The following is a 22049-nucleotide window of genomic DNA, read 5'->3' as shown; positions in this document are numbered from 1 at the left end:
AGTATATTGATGGCTTGGTACTACCTCAAATACGATGACATGTCAGATTTTCGGCTTCATGCAAAATCGGTTCAAAGATGCAGTTGGCCTTTACGAGAAAACAGTTTGGCTCCATCTCATGTATTGGCCTTAAAGGTACTCACCAGCGGGTTGTTGTAGGTGATGGAATACAAACTAACTCGCCGACAACTCCCGGCGCGCAGCAGCGGTGATAAGCCCGAGCCAATACGACGAAATGGTCGAGGCGCTCGAAGAGTCACGTGATGTAACCGCGTTTGATATCGCCCGTGACGAACCGAATATTAACATTCCCTGGGATCAAGTAAAGAGAGATCTCAGCTGGTCATGAGGCGGTATCAAATCGAACTTAGGCCTTGCGCAGTTCGTGAACTTCGAAAGATTGATCGTTCAATTCAACCCCGGATTCAGGGAGCGATTGAGCTTCTCGCTCGAGATTCACGTCCCCCTGCTTCTCGCCAGCTCAGGGGTCGCGATGGTTTTAGGCTAAAAAGTAGGTGACCTCCGGATCATTTACACAATCGATAATAGAGTCCTGCTAATTGTCGTTACACCGTTGGCCACCGCCGAGAGGTTTATCAGTAATCGAACAAGCTGATTCGACGCCAAGAGGATTTTCGATCTGGTGTAGGTCATTACCCTTCACGACAAATCCTCCCAATTATATTTTGGACAGTATTCTTACATTTAGGGTAGACCATCCAGGATCCACCGTGGCAGTTTGGCTTCCACAATTGCATCCAGCAGGTCTAACTGCACTTCAGTTGCAACATTAAGTACTGAGATAGGCTTACTTTTACCGGTTAAACTGAGCTAACAGTACTAGAGACCATGAGATCAACGTTTGCGAAAACCTTGGGTATAGTGTCACCTTTGAGTTTGTAACTCCAGAAGCCTCGACTACCCATAGAGTCCACCTTTCTCATTTTCTGGCCCAGGCATTTCCGTTCTCGCTTTAGTAGTGGCTCATTTGAAGTTAGATCGCTGAGATTGTGTGGGCTGAAGCCGATGGCGTTCACCGCCTCGAGCATCAATGTATTTCGGCCAAATCTATCAATGTATTTCGGCCAAATCTATCAATGTGTCGCTTATGCTCTATGTGTTACGTTTTATGGAAAGCTAAAAATGTTGTATAGGGACAGGATCGTCGATGTTGAACTGATTGAACGCTTGGCAGCGACCGGTGCGGTACTGATTGAGGGGCCCAAAGCGTGCGGGAAGACGGAAACTGCTCTTAGATTAGCCAAGAGTTCTGTGATGCTTGATGTTGATACTGAAGCAAAGCGGGCTCTTAGTGTTGATCCGTTGCTCGTGCTTGAAGGCGCTGTTCCGAGATTGATTGATGAGTGGCAGGAGTCGCCGAGTATCTGGAACGATGTGCGTAGGCTGGTTGACCAGCGCAGGACATTTGGTCAGTTCATACTTACCGGTTCGTCAGTTCCGAATGATGATACTAAGCGCCACAGTGGCGCAGGTCGATTTTCTATCTTGACTATGCGACCTATGACGTTGCTTGAGATGGGGTTTAGCACTGGTCAGGTTTCTCTTACGAACCTTATGGAAGGGGAGGCCCCGAAGTCGGGCGAAGTTGCGCTTTCGCTTCAGGACCTTACCGATCTGATAGTACGCGGTGGTTGGCCACGAAATCTTGAACTTTCTTCACGCGTCGCTGCTCGTTCGGTGCGTGATTATCTTGACAATATTTGTAATGTAGACGTTCAACGTTTGGCAGGGGCATATAGAGACCCACAACGACTTAAACGCTTCTTACGATCTTTTGCTCGCAATGTCGCTACCGAAGTGGCAATTGGAGTTTTGGGCTATGAGGCGGGAGGGGAGTCTGGACCATTGGCTCATAACACGGTCGTCTCTTACCTTGACGCTCTTGAACGCCTAATGGTGATAGAAAATCAGCCAGCATGGTCGCCACATCTTCGTTCGCGTACAATGCTTCGTAATTCGCCTAAGCGTCATTTCGTTGACCCATCGCTTGCGGTGGCTGCATTGGGAGCTACGTCCGAGAGATTAGTTCGGGATTTAGAGTTGCTCGAATTGTTGTTTGAGTCGCTAGTCGTCCGTGATTTGCGCGTGTTCTCGCAGCCCCTAGATGGTGAGGTTTTTCATTACCGGGACAAAGGGGGACAAGAAGTCGACGCAGTTGTGCAGTTGCGTGATGGGCGTTGGGCTGCATTCGAAGTAAAGCTTGGCGCTGGGCGCATCGATGAAGGTGCAGCTTCTCTATTGAGGTTTGTGGGAAAGATTGATAGAGATCGAACAGGTGAACCGAGCATGCTAGGCGTGATCACGCCCGGAGGCTACAGCTACATGAGGCCGGATGGGGTGGCAGTAATTGCTTTGGCTGCATTGGGCCCCTAGCTAGTCGTGCTATCGCAGTGGTCGCCGCAGGCAGTTTCGGAGTATTTGCAATTTAGATTGAAGCTTAATCACGATGTGCGGTACCCCTAGGTGTCAGGATGGTTGGCATCTGCTCAAGTAAAATATGTACAACCCCATAGGGCGAGAACTCGGATCGAATGATGATACTTTATCCAAAGGATCAAAAGGAAGCTGTTTTCAGAAAAATAAGGACGCTCCTTTCAGATCCAAATACACCAAGAGGTGCTTTTTCCCAACTTGCTAAAGAAAGCAAGATACCAAGTGCAACTATCTACCAATGGAAAAAAGAAGTAGAAGCTGATCTGATTAGCCAGGACCCAGTAAAGGGAACCCCGACACATACGTGGAGCTCAGAAGCTAAGTTCCAGGTGCGTACTTGCTACAGCAGCAATGAGTGAGTTGCAACTCGGGCAATATCTTCGAACCAATGGAATTTTGAAACAAGAGCTTGATAACTGGAGAATCACCTGTTCAAAGGCGAATGATAGAAGTGGTGAAACCACTTCTAAATACCGATCTGCGTTAATGGCCATTGAGAAGCTGCAAGTGAGAAGGCTAAGTCAAAGAAGCTTGAAGCTTAAATAATTGAAATAGAGCTAAATAGAAAAGAAAAGGCACAGCAAGAAACTTACACATTGCTGGTATAGCTAAGGAAAAGCCGAGGCTATTCTGGCGAGGGACAAAGGGGTTACAATGATCTCCTCCCTCAGATCGCCTACTCGCAGTAGAACTTATTGATGAAGCTCATAATGCTGGAGCTAGATTACGACTAGCGGTAAAGGAACTCGGTCTGTCACTACGCAGTTACCAGAGGTTCCAAGGCTGAAGGTGCGAATACCCATGACAAGCGTCCCTTTGTCATTAAGGCTAAACCAAGCTTTGCCCTTGATGAATCAGAACGTCAAGAGATATTAGATACGCTCCACAAAGAGGAGTACTCATCACTTCCACCAAGTCAAGTAGTTCCATCTTTAGCTGATAAGGGTATATATCTCGGATCAGAATCTACCTTTTATCGTATTCTTCGAGATAACAAGCAAAACAACCACAGGGGTAGAGCTAAAAAGCAAGTCAAGCGTGGTACACCTAGTCACCTAGCGACTTGTCCACTTGAAATTTGGGTCACGGACATCTCTTGGCTCCGTGGACCAGCTAGTGGTATCTACTACTACCTGTACTTCGTAATGGATCTATATTCAAGAAAGATAGTTGGTTACGAAGTGTATGGATGCGAATCGTCTCAGCAACTTAGCGACGTAGTAAGAAGAGCAACCCTCCTAGAAGGAGGAAGAGCTCCAAAGATATTACATAGTGACAACGGCTCACCGATGAAAGGATCATCTCTACTGGAGCTTTGTTACAAGATGGGAATCACCACCTCTAACTCACGACCTTTCAATATCAGATGACAACCCTCACATCGAGGCGCTCTTTCGTACAACCAAGTACTGGCCAGGTTATCCTTATTCAAGGATTTGAAAGCCTTGCAGATAGTCGGATCTGGGTGGAGAAGTTTGTCAGTTAGTACAACTACCACCACCGCCATAGTGCTCTAAAGTTCGTCACTCCACACGATGTCCACGAAGGTAACCATATGGAGGTACTCTCAAAGCGAGCCGAGCTCTACAAGAGAACAAAGGAACTCAATCCAAAGAGGTGGGTCAACTCCAAAGTGAGAGATTGGAGCCTCACCTGGCGAGAACATGGACCACACCACCGCGAGATAGATCGGTCGTTAGTCAAAGTTTGCCTGCTAGTTCTAAAGTATCTTCAATGACTATTTGACTTAGTTGGTAGTAGCAGCAGAAGAAAACTGTTGGTGAAAGCGGTCAAAGATTGTTGAATTGTGTTTAAACGCTCCGCGTTTATGCACATTTCAATAATCGCTTGCGAAGTGATCATCCACGATGAAATAATCGTTGCGAGAAACCGCGAAATCAGAGAGACTAAAACGGCTCAAAATGGCCAAATGGCCATTAATCTGAAAGCAGGCAAATGCGTCAACTATCCTGACATTCACCGGTACACGAGGTCCCTAATTCTTTGGGTGTGACGGGGGTTGCGATTTGAGCCCAAGTGAGTGTGAATTGTGCAGTTGAGACACCCCTTCGTAATGGTTTGAAACTCCCCAACGGGCCCATAGCGTCGAACAAATCGAGATACGTGCTAAGCGGTGCGACGCTGTAGGTGGGAGCAGCACAAATCTAAACCACGAAGGTGGATATCGGGTAGGTGCAGAGACTTTCGATTCAGTAGCAGAGGTACCAATTATTCCTACGAATAGTTCGGTTGGAAATGTATCAAAAGGGAGCCGAAAGGAGGTAGCTTAGATTGTGTGGAAGTGACAACTTCTTTGGCGGGCTCCGGATTCTTGGGGTTCCACTTCGTGGAGCATCAGATAGAACTGATACCCCAAAGAGAGAGAACCTCTTCCTCCACTTAGAGTCAGTAAAGCTTGAGACACCGGACAATTCAACGATCTCTTCGTGGCTAAGGCCATCAGCAGCTCCAAGAGCAATCTTGGCACGAGTTACGTGAGACTGTGGAGAGGTGGTCTTGCGGATTACACCCTCTAGGAACTTTCTATCGTTGTCTGAAAGAACAACCTTGTAAGCAGGTCGACCGATCTTCTTTTCCATTTTTCTACTAAGTGTAGTGAAATGTACCTCTGTATAGGTAAAACACTACAAATAGGGATTAATTCCTTAATTAAACGAATTTATGACTAGGGAAACTAGAAGAGCTGCGAAGATGGCCATTCTTGACGCTTCACATCCAGTAATTGAAGAATTTATCTGGTGCAAAGCAGTAGAAGAGCACAAAGCTAGGGCGCTCAGGGATGCTGGTTTCGATATGGGAGTTGATGGTAGGGACGGATTTTCAGTCCAGTACCAAGACGCTAACAACTCTGTTCGGGTAACTGATGAATTCATGGAAGCTGTGCTCGAGGACAAGAACTGGGAACTTAGAGCAGTAAAGACAGGTGGATTACTTCGCACCATGCGTGCTCGTGACCTGATGCGTCAGATTGCCCAAGCTGCGTGGGAGTGTGCCGATCCAGGACTTCAGTTCGATACCACAATCAATCACTGGCACACTACGCCAAAAGCTGGACGGATAAATGGTCGAACCCATGTTCAGAATATCTTTCACTTGATAATTCGTCATGCAACCTTGCATCTCTGAATCTGCTGTCTTTTTTGGGTGATGATGGTTCGTTTGATGTCGAGTCCTTCGTTCATGTAAGCCGGTTGGTATTTGCTGCCCAAGATATTCTCATCAATCACAGTGATTACCCAACCGAGGCTATAGCTGAGAACACTCGGTCTTATCGCCAGCTAGGACTGGGCTATGCAAACCTTGGAGCGCTTCTTATGACTTTAGGGTTGCCTTATGACTCAGACAGCGGAAGGGCGCTTGCAGCGACTGTTACGGCACTTATGACCGGAGTTGCTTTTATGACTTCGGCTGAACTTGCAGCACGCCTTGAGCCGTTAACTGGATACTCACGCGACGCCGAATCAGTTCTTCAAGTACTTTATATGCACCGAGAAGCAATGGGGAAGATCGACGAGAAGTTGGTTTCGCCGGAACTTTTCTCATCTGCTACACAAATCTGGGATGACACCCTAGAGATAGCTCGTACCTCTGGCGTTCGCAATGCTCAGGCTACGCTGCTTGCTCCAACTGGAACTATTTCGTTCCTGATGGACTGTGGTACCACTGGAGTCGAACCCGCTTTCTCGCTTGTTTCGTACAAGAAACTGGTTGGTGGTGGAAATATGATCCTCCCTGTACAGTGCGTCGAATCAGCACTTGTGCGCCTCGGCTACAGCGAGTCTGATCGGTAAGCTATTCTCGAGGCAATAGTAAACGGCAGCTCTCTAACGTCAGAGCCGCATCTTCGGCCTGAACATCGTTCGGTTTTCGCGACTGCCGTTGGGGAGAACTCTATTTCAGCGAGCGGCCATATCAAGATGATGAGTGCTGTTCAGCCATTTCTTTCTGGAGCGATTTCAAAGACGGCCAATCTTCCAGAGGAAACAATCGTCGAAGAAGTCGAGGAAACCTACATCGAAGCGTGGGAGCTTGGACTTATGGCCGTAGTTCTTTACCGTGATAACTGCAAGGTTAGCCAACCGCTCTCGAGCACTAAAGATTTAGCAACTCAAGATACGACATCAGAAACAGAAACGTGGGAAGCTCTTGCAGCGGAGGCAGAGGCAGAGTGCTCAACTTTGCGCCACCGTGTAGCTGGGCTGGAAGAAGAACTTTCAAAGCCTAAAGTAATCTCTCCAGTTCGCAGTCGCCTTCCTCGTCACCGCAGAAGCCGCACGTATGCTTTCCGTGTTGGTGAAGCAGAAGGATACGTGACAGTAGGGGAGTATGACGACGGACGGCCTGGTGAGTTGTTTGCTAAGGTTTCCAAGCAGGGTTCCACATCGGCCGGAGTCATGGACGCTTTCTCGATAGCCATAAGTCTTGGCCTACAGCATGGTGTACCGCTTGAAACTTATGTTCGCAAGTTCACTAACATGCGCTTTGAGCCAGCAGGGATGACTGACGATCCCGATCTTCGGATTGCCTCGTCTTTGGTTGACTGCATCTTCAGGCGTGTGGCTATTGATTAGCTTGACTCTGGCACTCGCTCAGAGCTTGGGATTCATAGCTCAGAGGAACGTCAAACCATGGTTGAGCCTCCATATACATCTATGAACGGCGACTCAGTAGGTAGTTCATTCCCCGAGCTTGACGGCAATCCCACGGAAGTTGAACTTAGAATGCGACTTGGACACTATTCCGCCGATGCTAAAGCTTTGGGGTCGCCTCTAAAGGAACAGGTTTCCATAGATGAGCATCCTTATAGTAGGATCGTTGATGCGCCACTGTGTTATGAATGTGGAACATCAATGATGAAAACGGGATCTTGCTGGTGTTGTCCTGGGTGCAGCAGCTCAGGGGGGTGTTCCTAAAACCCCTGGTAGACTGCACTATTATAGGATTAGGTGCAACATTTCAAGGGTGTTCGGCGCAAGCTGGGCACCCTTGTTGTATTCGGTTGTGATGCCACGCCTACTTGACATATCAACTTCACAACTTCACAACATAAAAACACTTACTTACTTTAACGCTCTCGGTATATGCTTGGCAGCCTCACAGCGGATGAATCAGAGGGCTTACATGCCTATTTCGGAATGTAAAGTCGGTAAACATTCATGTCTAGCCTGATTGACTTTACGTGTATTGTTGGCTAGACTAACCATATGGTTGCAGAAGAATCCTCTCGCAAAATGGTTAAAGAGTTCAAAGCAGCCAAATGGACAGCATTGTGGACCGACGGTAGTCACACGATGTATGGATGCTCCAGTGGCCAGCATCATTTCACACTCCCGGACGGTCACAAAACGATCTCCCCTGGTGTCGTTCACAATGCGCGTAAGGCAATCGCGGGTTGTACCTGCCATACAGATAGATAGGACAACAAATGACCAAACACACCTACAAAGCAACAGTTGCCAGAGAGGGCCGTTGGTGGATGGTCAGCATCCCCGAGATCGGCGGGTTGACACAAGCACGACGTCTCAGCGAAGCCGGAACAATGGCGAGCTCACTGATCGCGATCACTCTAGACGTTCCATCCGATAGTTTCAATGTTGACATAGAAATAGGGAAGGTTGGGACGGTGGAGGTAGCTGAACGAACTGCCCGACTGCGGTCTACCCGAGAGACTGCAATACGACTCGAACGTGAAGTGCAGACCGATGCCGAAAGTCTCGCTCACGACCTGGCCAATGAGGGCCTTTCTCTACGGGATATTGGCGATATTCTCGGCATCTCGTATCAGAGAGTTCACCAACTGATAGCTCGCTAGGTGTCGCGATACACGTCCACGAGGAAAATTGCGGTATTGATGGTAGATATGTCGTCTAACACTTTAATTTTGATAGCTCACCCAAATGGACTTCCAATGAATTGAACTGTCTGTGAATCTATCTGTCCACCGACACTAGGGGCTGAAGGCATTTGCAAGACATTTATTGCAGAGCGGAAAGATGGTGCCGTCCCAGCGACCACTAACGCAATCTTGTTTGTGGTTGGATCGAGCATTACCCCATAGCTGTTGTTATTGATCTGCAACCTGGTGGTCTGTTTGTGGGTCTTCGGATTGGTTGTGGTCACATAACTACCAAACAGAATGATGTCACCAGCGAGAGGCTTTGAGGTGGATATCAGGTCTTGTTTCATCTGCGACGGGGCGGAGGGGATTACGATTCCGTCATAGTTGCCCATAATTGTTGGAAGCGCATCGAAACACGACGTGTGTAGCGCCGACTGACAACTATTCCCAGAGAGTAACGCCATCCAGAGCGCACTACGTTGACGTAACTGATTCACGCTCCCGCTCGCCCCTGGCGCTAGTCCTGTAACTGACATGCTGGACGAGCCAGATATAGTTCCACTGCTGTATCTAGCAGCATTTGAAAGTACATCTAAGACGTACCGAGCTGGATTATCAGAAGAATGGGCAAATATGGAGTCGTTGTAGACCACCGTCGGTTTCCCATTTACATTTTTGTAGCTAACGCCATTCCATCCAGCGTTGTATGTCCATAAAGCTAATTTTGGGTTGGTCAATATACCACTAGTGCATAACGGCGAATGTCAGGATAGTTGACGCATTTGCCTTCTTTCAGATTGATGGTTAATTGGCCATTTTGAGCCGTTTTTGACTCTCTGATTTCGCGGTTTCTCGCAACGGTTATTTCATCGTGGACGATCGGTTCGCAAGCGATTATTGAAATGTGCATAAACGCGGAGCGTTTAAACACAATCGATTGATCTCCGCCCACAGCCTCAACAGCTAGCTACTACTGAATGGTAAAAAGCTCTAGGGATCTCTCCTGGAATAGCTATTATGTAGAACAACCCGATCCAAAACTCACATCAATTTTGGACCAACAAATGGGGACCCGTCAGGTGCAATTAGTCGAGATCGCCATAATCGAGGACTAAGTGCTGCCAGAGATGCACTTGCTAATAAAATGGGAACTGTAACCCAAGAGGAGTTACAGCAGACAGCCCAGACGCTAATTAAGGTACGGGCTACTCTAGCCAAGTTACACGCACAAAAAGACAACAAGAGAGTAGATCCACAACGCGACGCCGAACAACGAGCAGCAGTGAATGAGTGGCGGGTCAAGTTCGATGGATGGCATGACAACTTGAGCGAGGTTGACAAGGAGCGCTTTGTAGCGTGCGTCAGAACAGAACAGCACAAAGCGGCAAGAGTAGCAGCAAGACAGCAGGCACTTCTGCAAGATCAATTAGACGTAGGCATTGTGGTAAACAATGATGGTCACGACTTGTCTATCTAGCTGGATTGGGAGAGGTGGCTGGGAGAGACGCCAAGGTACCCGATCCGGACGCATGACTGGTTACTTCTGAAAGTTATTCTCCAGAGTAAATAAAGCCCAAAAGTCCCCAAAAATCATCTTTTAAGCAGATGCGACGCGCAAAATAAATAGTTAGCGTTACTACCAGTGTTCTATGACTACGGAGGTTGGCTTCGAATGTGGTGGTGGCCATGGGGATGCTTTATAGCAGAATCAATAAATCAAGGTCTTATCCACGATAGGCGAACTCGTTTTATGAGCCATATTGACGAATGCTATTAGATAGATAAATGGTAACAAAGAGGGGATGTTCGCAATGGGAATTAAAAGAATAGCTGGAAGGATCGGAGTTGGTTTGGGGGCATTGGCTGTTGCCGTTAGTGCAACCGCTGCTTCTGCGCAGGGAGCAAGAAATACAAGTTACACCATTCCAGCGACGGCCACGAGTACCTCCCCTGGCAGGCAAATAGGGGATCAATTGCCAACTGCGCTAGTAGCTCTCACAGCTCCGTACGTGACTGCTAAGGCAGTCGAAGTTCGAGTTCCGCTTAGGTCAATCCCGGTTGTTTCTAGAGTGGATTTTGCATCTGGCCTAAGCCGGTTGGTCTTGGCAGACGGTACCTCGCTTACGGTTCCATCATCTATGGCTTCTCGGCTCCCGGTTGTTAATCGTAATAGTGGCGTTTCGCCGCTCAACACGGTGTATGGAAATTGCGGATATTCATATATTTACATTGAGAAGGATTCTAACAATTCCGGTGTATATGGTTGGACCGGATGGAACGTCAATGCGTCGGTAAATGGGCAGTCATACTATTACGGATGGGGAGCCGAAGTTGTTAACACAACCTACGGTCGGCCCATATTGTTTCAATGGGAGGATCCAATCTCTGAAAATAGTTGGATAACAAGCTTTTATGATATCGACGGCACAGGAAGCTATAGCGCAAACGTAGTTGGAATCTATCCTTCATTATACGGTTACGTTTTGGGGGCGAATGGAATTTGCACCTCCGCGGGTGCAAGGTCGTATACGGTGGTATCCTAAGGTGCATAGTGAAGATTACGCAGCGCCCCCTTGGCGCCTAGCTGCTGATAGGCCTTGGTATCCGCACTTGGCACTTTTCGTTCGAGATGCGTGCCGACTTGAGATACCAAGGTGGGAACTATATCCCCCCAATCTTGAGGGCGATCTCCCAGATCTCAGGGGCCTCCTTGATGAATCGATGCGTTCCATTGCAAATCGACAGTGGGTTTCCTGGTGGGGAAAGATCATTGACTCTTCGGTCCGAGATGTCCTAGTCCTTCAACCTCAAGGGAGTGCGGCGATCCTTCGGGCCATGACTCAGGCATCGGACCAGTTCTTAGCTCGTGTGACATCAAGTGCAACGGACGTATCAAGCGAGGCCGCGGAACGCATGCGTCTCATCATCGTGGAAGCGCAGCGATGGTTCTACCATAGAAATGGTGCTGTGCCAGATCGTCCAGAAGGACCCATGATCGTGGACTGGAACCTCGTTTCGTCAGTTGCTTCTGACGTGCTTCAAGGATTAGGTGTACAGTCTAAAACCGTAACAGTAGGAGTCATTCAACTTGACGTATTGGGCTCATGGTCTGAGGTTCACGATACGGGTGTGCTACTCGGTTCAAAGGGTTTCTTTCGAAACGAAGACAGATTGCGACCGATGCTTACCGAGGCCTTTCATTACGCTACAACTGCCCCGAGTTCTCCCGTTCCTTTGCTCTTCGAGATTCCAGATGAGGCTGCGGTAAGGCCTAAGTCGCAACTTGGTTCGCCGATTGTGATCGCCTCCGTCGATAAAGCGACTCTCATCTTGGAGGAAATTTTAAGGTACGACGACGGATTCGAAATTCACCTTCAAATAGGAGGTGATGCGCTGCCGCGGGGAATGAGCGAAATACTCGACGATATTAGATCTAAGCTCGCACCCAATCAAGCAGGGCGGATCGACATCTTTGATGGCCTCCAGCTAGAAGTGCTGTTCCTTGACGGACGTGCCACGGGTACTATCGAAGTCCCCAGGTTCAATGATGGACGGGGAGATGTTATCTCAAACCGCTTCTTTAGACCACCGAATGACCCCCGAAATTTATGGATCTGGATCTCTCCACTGCCTCCGCTAGGGCAGGTACAGCTAAATGCGCTATGGCCGAGATATGGGATCATCAACACATCAGTCAGCTTCAACGTTTTGTAAAAGTGAGGGAGTAGTTTGAGGTGCGCCAGTTCGTCCTACTCCTGGATGAAGAGGGGAAACGAGTAGAAGTCATCCTGAGTATTCCAAAACTCTTTACCAGTCCTATTAGTCACCATAGGGGCCATTGCGAAATGACCGTTTGGCGTATTCGACAGCAACGCATTTACTCAAAATGGGCGAGTTGCCGTTCTAGCGCAGCAAAGGCGACGATGATTTCAGGTGTCTCGATGGCCCGATTTCGACGACCAACGGAGACCTGCTTGAGAATGCCAGTCTCGACAAGTCGAGTGACCGCTTCATTGGGGTGAACGAAGCTCCGCCCTATGAGGCTTGCGGCGCTGTTGACGGTCACAACGGGTGCGCCGACAAGGAGTCGCAACAGCAGGTCAGTAGCAGAACGTGCACGAACCTTTATGAGTTCTCTTCTTTCATCAGCACTTAGTGGTCCTTCATTGACACTAGATGCTGCCTCTAGACGTATTCGTTCATCTTTTACCCATCGGTACAGCGCCTCTTGAGAAATAGATAGCTCACTCGCAACTTCTGGAATGAACGTGGCGGAATCTATAACTCGATGAGGAGCTTCAGTCTTGAATTCAAGGGTGAATTTACGCCTTATTGCTCCCATGATGACATCCTTTCTACCAACAATCTATGTTGGCTTAACAGGTGTCCACTAAATCTGGGGAACCTCAGTCTAGCTTTAAATGTAGCAGGAGAATTCTCAACCAATCGTTGCGTTCACCTCTTGAACCCAAGCTAGTCTCACCGCGACTAACTAGGCAACTCCAAGTGGGTGACGTCATAGACGTAAGAGGGCCCCATGGCAATTTCACCTGGAACGAGCCCGATGATGGACCAGTTCTTTTAGTTGCGGCTGGCAGTGGTGTGGTTCCTTTTATGGCCATGATTAGATACGCCTCTATCAAAGGGCTTAGCGTTCCAATGCTTCTGCTTTTTCATCAAAGACTGAAGAACTAGTTATATACGCCGATGAATTGGCTGCTCTTCAAGAGCAACACAGCTGGCTAGAGGTAGTGCACACCTTTACCCGTTCTCCCCAGCACCCAGGATCTCGCTATCATCGTCGCATTGACGCTGAGATAGTCCAAGAGTGTTTAAGGGAGCTTCCCAGAAAACCAACAGAGGCAATTGGCTACGTTTGTGGTTCGCCAGATCTAATCGATATGACAAAGGCAACCCTTTTGGCCGCTGGGCTAAGAGAGGATCGAGTAAAGGCGGAAAAGTACGACTGAGGGTTGCGGTGGATCAAGTCGCGAATCAACATTGTAGCTCTATAACGCTAGGTTTTCGATCTGGATCTAGCGAATACAAAGTAGTCCTTGAATTGGAATAGTCCTACGATCTATGACTATGGCCAGGGAAATGACCATGGCCATAACAGCGACTGCGACCATAGAGCTGGAGCTGGAGCTGGAGCTGGAAATACGGTTGGGTGTTGGCATTCTAGGTGCGCCTAGAATCACGATAAATTACAATATGGGGCCTTCGAAATCTCATTTCGAAGGCCCCATATTTGTCTTTGGCGAACCTAAAGACACCACTAACGAACACATCGCAAGTGCGCCTTGCATGGGCGAATCTGTACCCCTATAAGACTGGGCATGTCACCATGAAAGTGCGAATTTAAGTATCGAAGACCGCTGAGGCATGTGAAGCGCTAATGAGACAACTTCCCGTTAGAGGGGCTACCAAGGAGATGGCGACTGCGTCTTTTTATGGTTGACTTGTTTGTTCTGCGCGGTTGACCAAGCTTGACTAACGTTGGCGGGCGTAGGGTCGCGGTTTGCAACTATGCGGGATCCAATCTTGCTCGCCAAATGTTGCGGGCCATTGCTTGAAAAAGCATGGATTGAGACAGACTCTTTATCTTTGGGTTCAATCCATTGGAAGCTTTCCACTTGGATCAAAGGATCCTTCAACTCCTTACTCTGAATAATGAAAAAAAATCTATATGACAGTCTCTCGGGATCTCTATCTATCGAGCCATCATTCGCTCGATAGCCCGATTTAAGTTCCGCCTATAAATGGGGGCCCACCAGCCCATTTTGAAACCTATGGGGAAATCTTTTGACATCTGGAGGGGTTCGAGTAGTGCCACTGGTTAGCCGGCTCGAGCGCTAGCGTACACTAACTCCCGCTTTTTCACTTAGTTTTCGGGTATAACACGCTGTCTGGTTGAAACCATCTTTAATCTTCAGCCATTATCGTGAATACAATGGAGATTCCAACTCGAATGAGAATGGCACGTCTCTCGACACTTACCTATTTTTACATAAATGGTTTTATCCTTGGTGTCTGGGTGATTCAAATTCCAACGGTTGCCATTCGAAGCAAGGTGAACCCTGCGACTCTTGGGTGGTTACTTTTGTGCCTTGGGGTAGGTGCGCTTGTGAGCATGGCTGTGGTTGGCAAGTTTGCAGATAGATTAAGCGCCCGGCTGATTGTGCCAACGAGTGCGTTTGGCTGTGCGATGGCGCTATTTTTTCCACTGCGCGCATCCAACTGGTGGGAGCTAGCCATAGTTCTATTTAGTCTTGGAATTAGCGTTGGCGCTTTGGATATCTCTATGAATACCCATGCCATTGAGGTGGAAAGAAGCTATCGTCGCCCCATCATGTCTTCCTTTCACGCCACCTTTTCGATAGGGGGATTTTCCTCGTCAATCTACTCATCTCAGCTAGCAACATACAATGTCTCTCCTGATGTTATCGTAGATATCGCTGTGGTTTTGAGTGCATTGGCCAGCGTTATCGGGGTCTTAGGCCTTTTGAAAAAAGATGCAGTTTCCAAGGAAGCTAGATCCAAAGTGATCCGTAGTACCTGGAAGAACGTGCCTCGCGAGATTCGAATCTTTGCGGTCGTTGCATTGGCAGTAATGGTAAGCGAGGGGATTGCCAATGACTGGAGTTCGCTTTATATGCAAAGCATTCGCCACGCTCCAGCTAATCAAATACCCTATGCCTACGGAGCATTTGCTGCAACGATGACTATTGGTCGGGCAATCTCTGATCGCTTGGCTAAGTCCTATTCTTCGCTGTTTGTCCTGCGATATGGCGCGACACTCGCTTTAGTTGGAATAACCGTTGTAATCTTTGCCCCATCTACCATAATTGCAATCTCTGGGTGGGCAATCTTTGGCCTTGGTCTATCAGGCTGTGTCCCACAGATATATTCAGCGGCAGGGCATTTTGACGCCAACAACGCTGGGGCTAATGTCTCGAAGGTTGCTAGTGTTGGCTACTTTGGAATGTTAGCTGGTCCTTTGGTGATCGGACAGTTGACCAAGGTTGTCTCCTTGCAGTACACCTTTTTTGTTCCGGCAATCTTATGCATAGTGGCAATCGTTTTCTCTGGAGTAATCAGAAGCCATGATCACAAGCGACTTGGTGCAAATGTTGCAACGGATACCCCATAGTTCTTTTGCCATGTGCCTAGCGTTTTATACTACCTGTCGCAATAAATCAGTCCGTGTGACAGTCTTAGCTGGGATGTCTCTTTAAAAGTCCGGGTTGAGCTTGAATTCTATGCGAAATGACATCTGACGGCTTGCTTTTTCACTTTCTACGATTCTGATAACGAGCTGTTGTGTGGGAATTTCTAAAATCTCACCCGTCTTTTCCGTGAAACTGAATTGTCTTTGAACATTCGGTATCAATTACACCTTTGACTCTGAGATCGTAGGCACGGGGCATTGGAAGCACCGCACTTTATTACATACTTATCAAGTTTCGTAAGTTTCGCCTCCACCGAGACCAGATTGGAGCTAATCTTTAGTAGAACAGATGTTCGATTAAGGAGGCATGGTGGATATCTCAGGCTTTATGGTACGCTTCGCTTCAGAGGAAGCATGTGAAGATCATTTGATCAAATTGCGGTGGAAAGAGGGATTTAGATGCCCAAAGTGTGACTCTGACCAGTTTACCTTAATCAGGCCAAACCATCGAAGAAATGCAGCATCTCGAGCTCCACTTTTTCAATGTAAATCTTGTCACCGTCAAACTAGCGTTACCTCCGGAACCATCTTCCATCGAAGCCATATCTCTTTATCCAAGTGGTTCTCCGCTATCTATCTATTGTCCAACGACAAGCGTGGTCTTTCGGCTACTACCATTGCTAAATTCGTTCAAGTATCTTATTCGACTGGCTGGTTGATGCTAAATAAGCTACGAAAAGCAATGGCTGACCGAAATGGTTTATATAAACTTGGAGGAAACGTCCAGGTAGATGAGTTCTTTTTAGGTGGTGAGAGCCATGGCGAAGGCTAAAGAGGAAAGGGAACAAAACAAACCAATGTCCTAATTGGAGTGTCGATTAGCAATGGTGCTCCTACTCATTGCTTCATGGAAGTAATCAAAGATACCACTGCTAAATCACCCAAAGATGTTTTTGTGAGATGTTTAGATTCCGACACCAAGCTGATAAGTAATGGTGACCCAAGTTACGGGGTATGTGCTGCAAGACCTTGGACTAGCGCATTGGTTCACTTTATCCAAAGACAAACAAGCACACGTAACATTCAAATGGCTCAAGATCCTAAATTGGAAACTGCAAGAAATTTATCGACGGAACATACCACGGACGTGAGGAACATAAGCAACTTATGCCTCGAGGAATTCGCATACCGATTCAACCGAAGGCACTTTGAAATGTCCTTGGTAGAGCGACTTCTCAATACATGTGTGTTTGCGTCTCCACATCCGCTACTCCGCGAATCTGACTCCAAAATGGCTCTTGCTTACGAAACTTGATAAGTATGCTTTATTAATTAATGCACCGCTAGAAGGGTAGGCACGACTCATTGCTGGGCCGTGCCAGACTAGGTGGATCCCTAGCAATTCCGGCATATCAAAAACGCTTTTTTGGGCGGCCGGCGTGTTGCCTTTCGGAAAGAATGTAACAAGAGAGGCAACAAAGCCAATTTGCATCCGACCGCTACGGGAGACCCATTGATGGGTCTACCAAAGTTACCTTAATCTAAAGATTAGCTTCATGGTTCTAGGCTTAATTTTTGGCGAAAGAGGTACGCGGGCGGTATCAAACGAGCACATCGGCATCAACTTATATTCGCTTCAAATTGTGGAGCTAATAGAGCGATATTCGAAGGATTGTAGCCGTTGCGATTGAACGCATTTCCAATGAGACTCATTTTCAGAAGATCCCATGATCTGTGCCTCTTCCAATCTCGATGAAGAGGTTGTGATTTGGCTCTTCAATATTTTGGTAAAGCTAGTTTGGTGCTGCCACCAAGAAGAGCGATACCAATTCTCGAGCCTCTCTAGCGCTGACCGCATTTAAAGCTATCTCGGCAGCCTTCCGACAGATTTCAAGGCTCCTCTTTGAGATCTCGTCTCTAACCGGGGGGATGCTTATAGGGGCCATTGAAAGACTAGTTACCCCAAAACCGACAAATACAACCGCTAAGAGAGGATCGCTTGCTGCTTCTCCGCAGATGCCCACTGGCTTATTCGCTAGATTAGCAGCGCGCGCTGTATGTGAGATCAACTCCAATAGTGCCGGTTGCCATGGGTCTAGAAGTTCAGGCAAAGGAGCAGTTTCGCGATCTATGGCGAAGGTATATTGTGCAAGATCGTTAGTGCCAATGCTTACAAAGTCGCATTCGCCAACTACGAGGTTTGCGCGAATGGCAGCCGATGGTACCTCGATCATGCTTCCAGCACTTCGTAGTCCCTTTGAGTGGACCAACTCACTAAATGAACGAGCCTCAAGCGCAGTTGAGATCATTGGAGCCATCACCCACACCTCTGCATTGGTCGCCTGAGCAGCTATGGAGAGAGCTTCAAGTTGCAGCTCTAGCAGTTGCGGGTTTCGAGAGGTAATTCGGTAACCTCTAAGGCCAAGTGCAGGATTTGGCTCGTCGTCATTGTTGGCAAAGGCCAAAGGTTTATCGGCTCCAGCATCTAAAGTTCTTACAATAACTTTTCGCCCTGAAAAGGCGCTAAAGAGTTCTAGATAGGCAGATACCTGCTCTGATAGTTCAGGTGCACTGGTGCGATCCAAATAAAGAAATTCGGTGCGAAAGAGGCCGACGCCCTCTGAATCAGCAAGCCCAGCTAGTGCGAAGTCTGCTCTTCGTCCTACGTTGACCAAAAGTTCAACACCATGGCCATCGGCAGTTCTTCCTGGCCCTCCGCTTGAGCTTTGGCTAGAAGTTCTAAGTCTCACCTTTAGTTCGTGTTCTTTTAGGAGCTCGCCACTTGGATCGACAACCACGGTACCTGTTGATCCATCGACAATTACAAATTCACCATCGACGAGTTCGCCTGCACCTTGAACGTTTATGATTGCTGTAATTCCAAGTGATTTAGCGATGATCGCTGTATGGCTCGTTGGTCCACCTTTTTCAGTGATGATTGCCATAACTTTCTTGGGATCTAGACCAGCGGTGTCAGCGGGGGAGAGGTCGATTGCGACTAGCACATATGGTTCATTGCGTATTGGTAGTCCGGGTATCGCCCTTTGAAGTAGCTCTGCGACGATGCGACCCGAGAGATCGTCAAGGTCTCCTGCTCGCTCTGCCAGGTAGCCGCCCGCAAGGAGGAATTGGTCACGAAAGACGCCAAGTGCTTTGCTGACGGCGTATTCAGCCTTTGAACCAGCTGCAACGTATTCACATATTCGATCAAAGAGGACCTGATCTCGAGCTATTGCCACCTGTGCTGAAATAATGGGTGCAATCTCGGCATCCACTTCGGTCGCAAAGAGGTCGAGGCGACTGGCCACGACTTCGATTGCATTTTTGATTCTTGAGATAGTTGTCTCTATCTCTTTGGGATCGAGGACCAGAGGCAGATCCAGTTCAGGAGGAAGTGCTATCGGCGGAGCGATAGTAGCTACTACGCCTTGAGCCAGCCCAGAACTGACCGCGATACCCTTTAATTCTTTCAAGATCTGTTCCCCCACAAAGTATTCACAAACTAAATTTTGGCTTTATTTAGCATCCAAGTCAGACTCGATAAAGGCAGCCAATGCAGAGATAGCTGATTCTGCATCTTCACCCTCGCCATAGAGAGTCACTTCTTCGCCTTGGCGGGCATCGAGGGCCAGTATCGACAAGACGCTGCGGGCATCTACCGGGTCGCCATCTCCCTTTGAAATCTTTATTGAGATTGGTGCCTTGGCTGCCTCTTGTGCAACCAACATGGCTGGACGTGCATGAAGTCCAACCGAAGAACCGACTCGAGCTCGAAGCTGTGTCACTTTAATTCATCCTTTAACTTGTTGTTTGGTAGTAATTTTCTCATTGTAATTTTCACGCAGCAATTATCTAGTAGCACTTATTCTGATTGTTTGGCAAGGGCCAATTTCGTATTCCGCAAATCTCTTAGACACTTCGTCGTGGTTAGGGGTAACAGGATCCAACACCACAACAGCCCAACCGAACCACTTTCGGCTCTGTGGCCACTTGGGTAATCCATCTAAGTATTATCCTCTCGTCACGATTGAAATAGATGGAACCTTGTGAGTCCTCTGTGGTTTCTTCGAAGGGATCTATCTCTGTTCGTATAATTCATTTGATCCTTGTTGTTTTTTAGTCGACCGCCATGCCTTCATGGTGGGGGAGTTTGTAAATCGATAAACTTGAACCTCTTTTGTAGATCGTGTCAATGGGGTTTTTCTATTGCCCATGTAAATTTCCATGTGATTACTGCCCTCTGTTTACTGCCCTGAATTGATCGACTGCTACAATTGCCCAGAATTGATTTCGCGGTTTCGATTGACTTGCGCCCATAGAGGTTGTTTTTCGCCTTGGTAAGGTGCCTTAGTCTTCATAGTTGATTTTGAGCAATTTATGCCATCGTCGGCTGAACCTTTGGTCTTCTCACAATTAAAGACGAACGGGGGGTTTTTCTCTTTGTGAATAGTCGCCAACATCAATTTTCCATTTCATCTACCTACTCCAAACATCTCTTTGCGCTATCTATCTGGCTATCTCAAATTTCCTTGTCATCTCTTCCAGAGCTCTACCTGTTGATCAGAGCTATCTTTGTATCGATATTCCTTCTATGACGGTGCAACTACAACATTTAATCCAGCAAGCTCCATGGCGGCGCGGTCAACTTCGTCGATCCCGTTATCGGTGATTAGTAGGTCTACCTCTGAGATTGAGGCAAAGCGGGCGAACTTCTCATCACCGTATTTGGTGTGATCGGCGAGGACAATCACTCTTTTAGCCGCCGCAACCATCGCTCGCTTTACAGCTGCCTCAGTGGGGTCGGCGGTTGTAAAGCCCCGCTCGATAGATATTCCATTGGTTCCGATAAGTGCGGTTGAGACCCGAATCTCACTGAGCGCTGAAAGTGCCCATGAGTCAACGGTTGCTGCAGTCTTACTTCTCAATCTGCCGCCAATCAAAAGAATGGTTAGGTTTGGAAGAGGTGAGAGAATCATTCCAATAGAGATTGAATTGGTTACGATCATCAGTTCGCGGTCTTGAGGCATGATGGAGGCTAAGCGTGCAGTAGTCGTGCCAGCGTCGATGATGATCGAGCCACCATCGGGGATCTCCTCTAGAGCCCTCTTGGCAATAGCTTCTTTTTGAACTCGAGCAGTTAAATCGCGTGAATCCAAATTTGGTTCGAACCGAAGACGTTCAACAACGATCGCTCCACCATGAACTCTCTTTAGGATCCCGGTCGTTTCTAGAAGATCTAGATCCTTTCGAATCGTCTCAGGCGTAACCGCTAGGTCGTTTGCTAACTCTAGAACTTCAACGCGCTTGTTGGTCTTGATCTGTTCTCTAATCCATTCATGGCGTTCTTCCGGGTACATTCGCTTTTTGAACCTCATGTGCGCTAAATTTTTGTTTGCAACCATATTACTGCCGATTTATTTGATTATGAGTGCTAAACGGACAATCATGGACCTAAAGTGATCCAATTAATAGGGTTATTCAAAACATTACCCGAGTAGTCAAAACTCAATCCGAAGATAACAAAGTAACCATTTACACAAATATAGAGATTTATAGTGGATTTCTACCTTTGTCGAACCAACTCTCCAGATCAAGATATCCATTTCGTCAACCTAGCTAACTTCGCTAGGTTGTCTCGCCCTCGCGAAGCTGATCATCGATAACTCAGGAAGTGCCCGTCCTTCAGTTGATTATTCCCTAGAGAACGCCGCTGAACTTTAGGAGCTGGTAGAAAGTCGTCGAACATCATTGAGAGTCGTTGCCTTCAGCCATGTGCTACTCCAAAGAAACTATCGCGATAACTTGATCTAGGCTAGAAGTGCTTGCTCTATCCGTCTGGTCAGTTACCCTTATTTATTTGCGTTTATTTGCGTTTATTTGCGTTTATTTGCGTTTCGGTAAATTTATAACTGCATATTTGGATATGGGCAGCTAATACTTCGTATCTGAACTGCATTCTTGACCTCTAATTCTGGCTTTTTTCTGACCGGCATTGTCGAGCGGCATTTTTGAACTACACGTTTGAGCTGAATTTTTGAGCTGAAATTCTAAAGTTCATATTTAGATATGGGCATTGAGACTGATCTTGAACTTCATTCGAACTTCCAAATGCTGCACCCCAATGGTAGCGACAACTGGAATCGCGACTAGAACTGCACCGCACTGCCACAGGATGCTGCTGATAACCTGCTTATCGCAGGTGTCATTGAGCTTCTTCAATTGGGTAGATCTGAAACCTCACTAACTTGCATCTTTCTGTTGCCACCGTAAACGAACTGATTGGATTATTCCGCCGATGTTATTCACGTCGTCCGTCTTGTCACTGATTTCGCTCTGCTAGCTTGAATAAGACTTTCCTATTTGCCTATCCCAGCAATGGCCGAATAACCAAATAGAGTCTTTAGCTTGGCCCGTCGCTCCAGCATATTTCTATGCTGGAGCGAACCTGCGGGGTGCCAGGATGGGAATCTTAGGGGTAAATCTAACGCTCTAGGAGCTAGCACTTTGGATCTACCTAATGAGAGCAACGAGGTATAACGAACAGGATGATTGGCTCATGAGGTA

18 protein-coding genes and 2 pseudogenes are annotated in these 22049 nt (G+C 47.6%); 13 read left to right on the top strand and 7 right to left on the bottom strand.

The window, feature by feature from the left end; translation table 11 throughout:
• The first annotated feature begins 1143 nt into the window (after positions 1-1143).
• From ACIDITHRIX25_RS73230 to ACIDITHRIX25_RS000000104205, 3 genes are all read left to right on the top strand, one after another.
• Positions 1144-2394 (top strand): ATP-binding protein, encoded by a 1251-nt coding sequence (locus ACIDITHRIX25_RS73230; protein ID WP_201732623.1) that lies wholly within the window; start codon positions 1144-1146, stop codon positions 2392-2394.
• 158 nt (positions 2395-2552) lie between these two features.
• Positions 2553-2813 carry a hypothetical protein gene (locus tag ACIDITHRIX25_RS73225; RefSeq protein ID WP_213333406.1) on the top strand — a complete coding sequence of 87 codons (261 nt, stop codon included), beginning with the start codon at positions 2553-2555 and terminating at the stop codon, positions 2811-2813.
• Between the two features lie 462 nt (positions 2814-3275).
• Positions 3276-3824: a DDE-type integrase/transposase/recombinase gene (locus ACIDITHRIX25_RS000000104205; RefSeq protein WP_201732955.1), complete on the top strand. Its 549-nt coding sequence runs from the start codon at positions 3276-3278 to the stop codon at positions 3822-3824.
• 891 nt (positions 3825-4715) lie between these two features.
• Here the strand turns inward: ACIDITHRIX25_RS000000104205 and ACIDITHRIX25_RS73220 are convergent.
• Entirely contained in the window at positions 4716-5054 is a 339-nt protein-coding gene (locus tag ACIDITHRIX25_RS73220) for a helix-turn-helix domain-containing protein (RefSeq protein WP_052604390.1), read from the bottom strand.
• Positions 5055-5148: 94 nt separating this feature from the next.
• Here ACIDITHRIX25_RS73220 and ACIDITHRIX25_RS73210 point away from each other — a divergent pair.
• Both ACIDITHRIX25_RS73210 and ACIDITHRIX25_RS73205 read left to right on the top strand, forming a co-directional pair.
• Positions 5149-7388, top strand: a pseudogene (locus tag ACIDITHRIX25_RS73210) (vitamin B12-dependent ribonucleotide reductase); the annotation flags it as partial.
• Positions 7389-7900: 512 nt separating this feature from the next.
• A complete protein-coding gene (locus ACIDITHRIX25_RS73205) occupies positions 7901-8287 on the top strand; it encodes an RNA polymerase sigma factor sigma-70 region 4 domain-containing protein (protein WP_052604386.1) in 387 nt (128 codons plus the stop codon).
• Positions 8288-8364: 77 nt separating this feature from the next.
• On the opposite strand, the gene ACIDITHRIX25_RS73200 is transcribed toward ACIDITHRIX25_RS73205, so the two are convergent.
• Positions 8365-9051 carry a hypothetical protein gene (locus tag ACIDITHRIX25_RS73200; protein ID WP_201732621.1) on the bottom strand — a complete coding sequence of 229 codons (687 nt, stop codon included), beginning with the start codon at positions 9049-9051 and terminating at the stop codon, positions 8365-8367.
• 407 nt (positions 9052-9458) lie between these two features.
• Between ACIDITHRIX25_RS73200 and ACIDITHRIX25_RS73195 the strand changes: the two genes are divergently transcribed.
• The 3 genes from ACIDITHRIX25_RS73195 to ACIDITHRIX25_RS73185 all read left to right on the top strand — a co-directional run bounded on the left by ACIDITHRIX25_RS73195 (position 9459) and on the right by ACIDITHRIX25_RS73185 (position 12028).
• The gene (locus ACIDITHRIX25_RS73195; RefSeq protein WP_201732620.1) at positions 9459-9791 is read left to right on the top strand and encodes a hypothetical protein; all 333 of its coding nucleotides are present in this window, start codon (positions 9459-9461) and stop codon (positions 9789-9791) included.
• Positions 9792-10125: 334 nt separating this feature from the next.
• Positions 10126-10857 carry a hypothetical protein gene (locus ACIDITHRIX25_RS73190; RefSeq protein ID WP_201732619.1) on the top strand — a complete coding sequence of 244 codons (732 nt, stop codon included), beginning with the start codon at positions 10126-10128 and terminating at the stop codon, positions 10855-10857.
• Position 10858: 1 nt separating this feature from the next.
• Entirely contained in the window at positions 10859-12028 is a 1170-nt protein-coding gene (locus ACIDITHRIX25_RS73185) for a hypothetical protein (RefSeq protein ID WP_201732618.1), read from the top strand.
• 163 nt (positions 12029-12191) lie between these two features.
• Here ACIDITHRIX25_RS73185 and ACIDITHRIX25_RS73180 read toward each other — a convergent pair whose 3' ends face one another.
• Positions 12192-12656, bottom strand: a complete 465-nt coding sequence (locus ACIDITHRIX25_RS73180) for a transposase (RefSeq protein WP_201732617.1) — start codon at positions 12654-12656, stop codon at positions 12192-12194.
• A gap of 164 nt (positions 12657-12820) precedes the next feature.
• Here ACIDITHRIX25_RS73180 and ACIDITHRIX25_RS73175 point away from each other — a divergent pair, with 164 nt between their 5' ends.
• The 5 genes and pseudogenes from ACIDITHRIX25_RS73175 (at position 12821) to ACIDITHRIX25_RS73155 (ending at position 16800) form a co-directional block, all read left to right on the top strand.
• Complete coding sequence (locus ACIDITHRIX25_RS73175) at positions 12821-13009, top strand: ferredoxin reductase domain-containing protein (RefSeq protein ID WP_201732616.1); 189 nt, start codon at positions 12821-12823, stop codon at positions 13007-13009.
• A 17-nt stretch (positions 13010-13026) separates the two neighbouring features.
• Complete coding sequence (locus tag ACIDITHRIX25_RS73170) at positions 13027-13284, top strand: ferredoxin reductase domain-containing protein (RefSeq protein ID WP_249685643.1); 258 nt, start codon at positions 13027-13029, stop codon at positions 13282-13284.
• 136 nt (positions 13285-13420) lie between these two features.
• On the top strand, positions 13421-13645 hold the full coding sequence (locus ACIDITHRIX25_RS73165) for a hypothetical protein (RefSeq protein ID WP_201732615.1): 225 nt from the start codon (positions 13421-13423) through the stop codon (positions 13643-13645).
• Positions 13646-14267: 622 nt separating this feature from the next.
• The gene (locus ACIDITHRIX25_RS73160; protein WP_201732614.1) at positions 14268-15467 is read left to right on the top strand and encodes an MFS transporter; all 1200 of its coding nucleotides are present in this window, start codon (positions 14268-14270) and stop codon (positions 15465-15467) included.
• A gap of 388 nt (positions 15468-15855) precedes the next feature.
• A pseudogene (locus ACIDITHRIX25_RS73155) lies at positions 15856-16800 on the top strand (IS1595 family transposase).
• A gap of 478 nt (positions 16801-17278) precedes the next feature.
• Here ACIDITHRIX25_RS73155 and ptsP read toward each other — a convergent pair.
• The 4 genes from ptsP to ACIDITHRIX25_RS73135 form a co-directional block, all read right to left on the bottom strand.
• Positions 17279-18961, bottom strand: a complete 1683-nt coding sequence (gene ptsP / locus ACIDITHRIX25_RS73150; protein WP_349632148.1) for a phosphoenolpyruvate--protein phosphotransferase — start codon at positions 18959-18961, stop codon at positions 17279-17281.
• Positions 18962-19000: 39 nt separating this feature from the next.
• A complete protein-coding gene (locus tag ACIDITHRIX25_RS73145; protein ID WP_201732612.1) occupies positions 19001-19270 on the bottom strand; it encodes an HPr family phosphocarrier protein in 270 nt (89 codons plus the stop codon).
• Positions 19271-20074: 804 nt separating this feature from the next.
• A complete protein-coding gene (locus ACIDITHRIX25_RS73140; protein WP_201732611.1) occupies positions 20075-20842 on the bottom strand; it encodes a DeoR/GlpR family DNA-binding transcription regulator in 768 nt (255 codons plus the stop codon).
• Positions 20843-21545: 703 nt separating this feature from the next.
• Positions 21546-21704 (bottom strand): hypothetical protein, encoded by a 159-nt coding sequence (locus ACIDITHRIX25_RS73135; RefSeq protein ID WP_201732610.1) that lies wholly within the window; start codon positions 21702-21704, stop codon positions 21546-21548.
• Positions 21705-22049: the final 345 nt, after the last annotated feature.

The sequence above is a fragment of the Acidithrix sp. C25 genome (assembly GCF_904848545.2).
This window is presented reverse-complemented; position numbering and strand designations above follow the sequence as displayed.